Source organism: Synechococcus sp. OH2 (assembly GCF_047462155.1).
Lineage (GTDB): Bacteria > Cyanobacteriota > Cyanobacteriia > Thermostichales > Thermostichaceae > Thermostichus.
Genome location: NZ_JANSIR010000083.1, coordinates 69,973 through 74,871, shown reverse-complemented (window position 1 = coordinate 74,871; position 4,899 = coordinate 69,973). Strand labels below are relative to the sequence as shown.

Annotated in this window: 5 protein-coding genes and 1 tRNA gene; 2 read left to right on the top strand and 4 right to left on the bottom strand. The window is 58.8% G+C overall.

Annotated elements, in window-relative coordinates; genetic code table 11:
• Positions 1–480: hypothetical protein (locus tag NW835_RS07825; protein ID WP_414414975.1), on the bottom strand; the 480-nt coding region annotated here is incomplete at its 3' end.
• Positions 481–621: 141 nt separating this feature from the next.
• The gene (locus tag NW835_RS07820; RefSeq protein WP_414376144.1) at positions 622–1,254 is read right to left on the bottom strand and encodes a biotin transporter BioY; all 633 of its coding nucleotides are present in this window, start codon (positions 1,252–1,254) and stop codon (positions 622–624) included.
• Positions 1,255–1,317: 63 nt separating this feature from the next.
• On the opposite strand from NW835_RS07820, the gene hisN reads away from it, so the two are divergent.
• On the top strand, positions 1,318–2,112 hold the full coding sequence (hisN, locus tag NW835_RS07815) for a histidinol-phosphatase (RefSeq protein ID WP_414414974.1): 795 nt from the start codon (positions 1,318–1,320) through the stop codon (positions 2,110–2,112).
• 294 nt (positions 2,113–2,406) lie between these two features.
• Here the strand turns inward: hisN and NW835_RS07810 are convergent.
• Both NW835_RS07810 and NW835_RS07805 read right to left on the bottom strand, forming a co-directional pair.
• A tRNA-Gly gene (locus tag NW835_RS07810) sits at positions 2,407–2,477 on the bottom strand.
• Between the two features lie 95 nt (positions 2,478–2,572).
• Positions 2,573–3,031, bottom strand: coding sequence for a 2TM domain-containing protein (locus NW835_RS07805; RefSeq protein ID WP_414366426.1), 459 nt, complete (start codon positions 3,029–3,031; stop codon positions 2,573–2,575).
• Between the two features lie 154 nt (positions 3,032–3,185).
• On the opposite strand from NW835_RS07805, the gene NW835_RS07800 reads away from it, so the two are divergent.
• Positions 3,186–4,899: DICT sensory domain-containing protein (locus NW835_RS07800; RefSeq protein WP_414414973.1), on the top strand; the 1,714-nt coding region annotated here is incomplete at its 3' end.

The following is a 4,899-nucleotide window of genomic DNA, read 5'->3' as shown; positions in this document are numbered from 1 at the left end:
CGCTATCCCTCCCCACCCGGGTGGGGAATCCCGCGCCTTACGTTGAAAGACTGTAATCAGAAGACTCTGGGATCCAGAGCGGTTCTGCTGATCGAAAGCGGTGATGCGGAACTGCCAAACGCCGGCAGGATCGCCAGGAGCAACCCGGAAGTCGGTGTTGAAGCTACAGAAAGTGGCACCTGGGCTGCAGCCAACCTGCTGGGGGTTAAAGACTTCTCTTTGGACGCGCGTGCCAAGCGGGTTAAAGGTTTCCAGTTCCACAAACTGGGTTGAGCGGGCGCCGCCGGGCACACTCACCTGCACCGTGAAAGCCGGTGTGGAGGTGCCTATGCGCACAGAGGTAGGCGGATTGATAAAGGCAACGGTTGGGCTTTGGGGTGGAACGATAATCGATCCGCCAGAGCTGCCGCTGTTGCCGCAGGCGGTCAGAGGGGTGGCTAGAAAGCCCGTTGCCAAGAGAGTTAGCACAGCGCGTCGCATTCTTGTCTCTCCTCACAAAACTTTGCAGAAACTTGGAAACCCCTTGTCCCCTCGCGGGGGCAAGTTTGCCTCTAGGCTAATCTTTGCTGTTCCAGCCCTAGAGCAGATGCGCAATCGCGCAAAGATAGAGAATCTCTTGCGCTAAAACAACAGCAAGCGCCGCAGGATCAAGGCCATGACAGCAACAAAGCCGGCTACGATGAGCTGCCCCGGCAAGGTGTAGCCTGAGTAGAGGCCAATCAATCTCAGCAACTCCCCATCCCAAGGTTGGGTGGCCAAAAGATAGACAATTCCGGTCAGGTGAACCAAGGCCAGAGCTGCCAAGCTGGCAGATCCCAAGTCCTGCAGGCGCACTGGCGCAGAGATGCTGGGCAGCACGTAGGGGTTGCGGCGAGGGGGAAAGGAAGCGGTCGGCAAGTGAGGATCCGTGTGTCGAAAGGCCATTGTCCCGCAGGCCCAGGCCGCGGGCAGGAAGCCCAGCAGGTAGCCGAAGGCGGGCTGGTACAGGTATTGCCATCCGCCTCCCTGGGCAAACACCTGCAGCCCCGCCAACCCCAATCCCAGATAGACAATCTGGGCACACACTGCCGCCACCGGCCCCGCTAGACAGGCCGTCAGCAGCATGCCGCCAATTTGTAGGGAAAAGCTATACCCTCCCACCCCTGGCCACTGAGACGGCAAGCTCACCTGGGTTAGGGTGCCCAAAATGGTCAAGATCACCCCAATCGCCGTCCAAAGCCATTCCAGAGGGGTTAGAAGCCGGCCAGGGCGCATAGCCGCGGGAAAATCTTTCCTTATGCTAGGAGAGGATACAGCCCCGATAAGGTAGGTAAGAGAGTGGTTAAGCCAGAGTGGATTGCCTTAGCCCAGGCCCTAGCCGACGCGGCCGGAGCGGTGATTCGCCCTTTGTTTCGCGGGGAGCTGCAGGCCGAGTACAAAGAGGCCAGATCCCCTATCGTAACGATAGCCGACCGGGAAGCCGAACGGGCAATGCGGGCCCTGCTAGCCGCCCATGTGCCGGAGCACAACATTCTTGGCGAGGAATTTGGTTTCCACCAGACCGGTTCCTCTTACACCTGGGTTTTGGATCCCTTGGATGGCACCATTGCCTTTTCCGCTGGCAAACCCACCTTTGCCACCTTGATTGCCCTTTTGGAAAACGACCGCCCTGTCTTGGGCATCATCGATCAGCCAGTGTTGGGTGAGCGCTGGCTAGGGGTGCAGGGACAACCAACCCGATGGATGACCCCCTCTACCCAACAGCTCACGCGCACCAAAGCCACCACTGACCTCAGCCGCGCCTACCTAAGCTGCACGACCCCCGATTTGTTCACCCAGCCTGACCAGCAGCAGCGCTTTCAGCAGCTCAGCCGCTTGGTCCACATCACCTCCTACGGCGGCGACGGCTACCAGTACGGCCTCTTAGCCAGCGGCTACATCGATCTGGTCATGGAATGTGGCCTTGCCCTCTACGATTTTGCCGCCCTTGTGCCGGTGATCGAGGGATCCGGCGGTGTGATTACCGACTGGGCGGGGGATCCCTTGACTCGCACCTCCAAGGGGGAAGTGCTGGCGGCGGCTAACCCCAACTTGCATCGCCAGGCCTTAGCGGCAATAAGCTCCAAGAGGTAGTTCCTAGCCTAAACTGGTTGCGAGCCTTGGAGAGCGATTGTTAGTTCATTGCCGGATAAAGCTCTAGCCAAGTTCTCTGTCCGGCACCTCCCTCGACAACCAGTAGCGCCAGCTCAAAAGCAAAATCCTATAGGAGGTGTAGGTGGCTACTAACTTTTTGTCCACCCCCACCCCTTTGCAGACAGTTAGTAGACACTCCATTGACAGCTTTCGACCCCAATTCAGAACCTAACTCTACCCCCAGCTAAGGTTTAAGGCTGAGAGTGCTCATCTAGAGCAGGTTTGTTTTCTGGAAGCGGGCGGACGGAATCGAACCGACAACAGCAGTTTGGAAGACTGCGGTTTTACCATTAAACTACGCCCGCACAGGCATCTGCCTCTGCCAAGTACCTATACTAGCATTTGCCGCTAGCCTCTTTCTAAGACCACCTCTGCTCAAAGCAGAGAGACGAGATGTTTCTCATCGACGCTGGAGCTGCTTCTTACGTTTCTTCTGCCACTGGCGAAACTCTCTCTCGTAGCGTTCCCCCTCCGTCTGGTAGGCGTTCCAGCCTTTGAGGGAAACTGTCAAGCCCCAGCCCATGAGTATAAACAGCGACCAAGATAGCCCCCCGCCGGAAAGCCAGTCCAAGCCCAGCAGAAAGCTGTTGACAATTGCGTATCGGCCCAGCAACTGGTAAAACTGCCGACGGCGGTAGCGCTGGAACTCGCGATGCTGGTTGTTCAGCTCTTGCCAAGCCTTCCATTCCTGCTCGGCCAAGTCCAGCTCTTGGGGTGAGATCCCCAGTTCGGCGGCCATCTCCTGCAACTGGGCGCGGGTAAACTCGCCCAGGCGCGGCTGGCGGGCAATGGCCCGCTGGAGGATCTGCTGCACGTCTTCTTGGCTGTACCGGGATCCCGACATTGAGTCTACACGCAACTTTACAATTCTTAGTCCAAGTTAGCCAGATCTTGCAGCTCGTTAAGTTCGCCTTGCTGCAGAAGCCAACCGCTAGACTAAACCTAGGCCAGCCCGCCAGGCGCTTTCTCCACGGCTAAGTTACTCCTTGCCAACCGAACTTGCCAATAGGGCTATGACTTCTACCCGCCCTAGATCCCGCCAGAGCCGTCAGAGTCGGACTTCCCTATTGAGCGATCTGCTACAGGCCGTGCCCCATCTGCGCCCGCAGCTTTATTTCAAGTCTTCTCTGGTTGCCCTTAGCCATGCCATCGAGGATCAGGTGTTGCAAGGTCAGGGATCCCCGTGGGTGTTCGCCAATTTTCAAAAGGAGCGCTACTACCGCCAGGAGGCGCGGCGCTACCGTCGCATCAGCGCGGTTGCCCAAGATGTGTTTGTGCTGGCTACCCCCGATGGGGCTCAGGCTGACCTGCCCCCTAACTTTATCCCCCTGGATCCGGAGGATCCACTGGCTCAGGAGTGGCATTTGATCGTTATCGACGCCCACTATGCCACCTGCTTGGTGTGTCGGGAGCGGCCCTGGCAAGGCAGCGATATCGATGCGGCGCGGCAGTTCGACGGCATCTGGTCATTTGAGCGCCTGATCGCCGCCCAGGCGGCTTTGGCTCTGTTGCCGAAGATCCTCGCTTACCGTCCGGATCTGGCTCCTCGCTTGGAGCCGGTTCGCCAGTACCTGGAGGGATCCCCGCAGAATTCCGCCAGCCAACTGAACCCAGGGCCCTTTACAGAGCGGCTGATCACCTATCTTCAGGCAGGCCAATACAAGCTGCAGCGGGCCTATCGCACCATTCAGGCTCAAGAGCGCAAGGAACGCTTGATCAACCGCATCAGCAGCGCCATTCGCCAGTCTTTGCATCCCGGCGATATCCTGACCATTGCGGTGCAGGAATTGGGGCAAGCGGCAGGAGTGGGGCGCTGTTTGATCTACCGCTACGATGGCCAGGTTCCTGCTGTCCAGATCGAGCACGAGTATCACACTCTAACGATGGGCAGCCTCAAGGGATCCCTCTGGCCCGTGCAAAGTAACCCTTTTCTGCAGGAGGCAATGGCCTCAGCACGCCTGGTGTGTTGCGAGGACAGCCAGAAGGATCCGCGTCTGCATTGCCTGCCGGAGCTGTGGCAGCCAGCCCAAATTCGCGCTTGGGTGGCTCTGCCGATTCTCTATCAGGGGCGGTTGCTGGGCCTCTTGGAGCTGCACCACGAACACCCTCGCCGCTGGCAGCCGGCCACTCTGGAGTTGGCAGAAGCCATTGCCAATCAAGTGGGGGTGGCCCTCTTACAGGCAGAAGCCTACCAGCACCTGGAAGAGCTGAATCGCCAATTGCAGGATCTGGATCGGGCCAAGTCGGAGCTGATCGCTGTGATCGGGCACGAGCTGCGCACCCCTTTGTCCACCATTCAAGTGTGTCTGGAGTCGTTGGCCGGCGATCCTCATATGCCCTTGGAGATGCGCCAGGAGATGTTGAATGCGGCTCTGCAAGATGCCGGTCGGCTGCGGGAGTTGGTGCAGGATTTTCTCACCCTCTCCAAGCTGGAAAGCGGTCGCGTTCGCTGGCATATCGAGCCGTTGTCTGCCCAAGAATGCGTGGAGCTGGCCCTGAGCAACGTCAAAGCGCGACGGCGGCACGAGGAGTTACCCACCATCGAGCAGGCGCTGCCCAGACGGCTGCCGATGGTCAAGGCGGATGGGGAATGGCTGGTGGAGGTCTTGCGCAAGCTGTTGGACAATGCCTGCAAGTTTACTCCTCCCAGCGGGCGGATCTGGATCCGGGCAGAGGTGGAGCCATCAGCCGGCGAACCTGGAGAAGCGATGGTGAGATTTACTGTGG

Excerpts from the sequence above, each read along its gene's own strand:
- NW835_RS07820 (WP_414376144.1), bottom strand. The coding sequence starts at position 1,254 with ATGCGCCCTGGCCGGCTTCTAACCCCTCTGGAATGGCTTTGGACGGCG.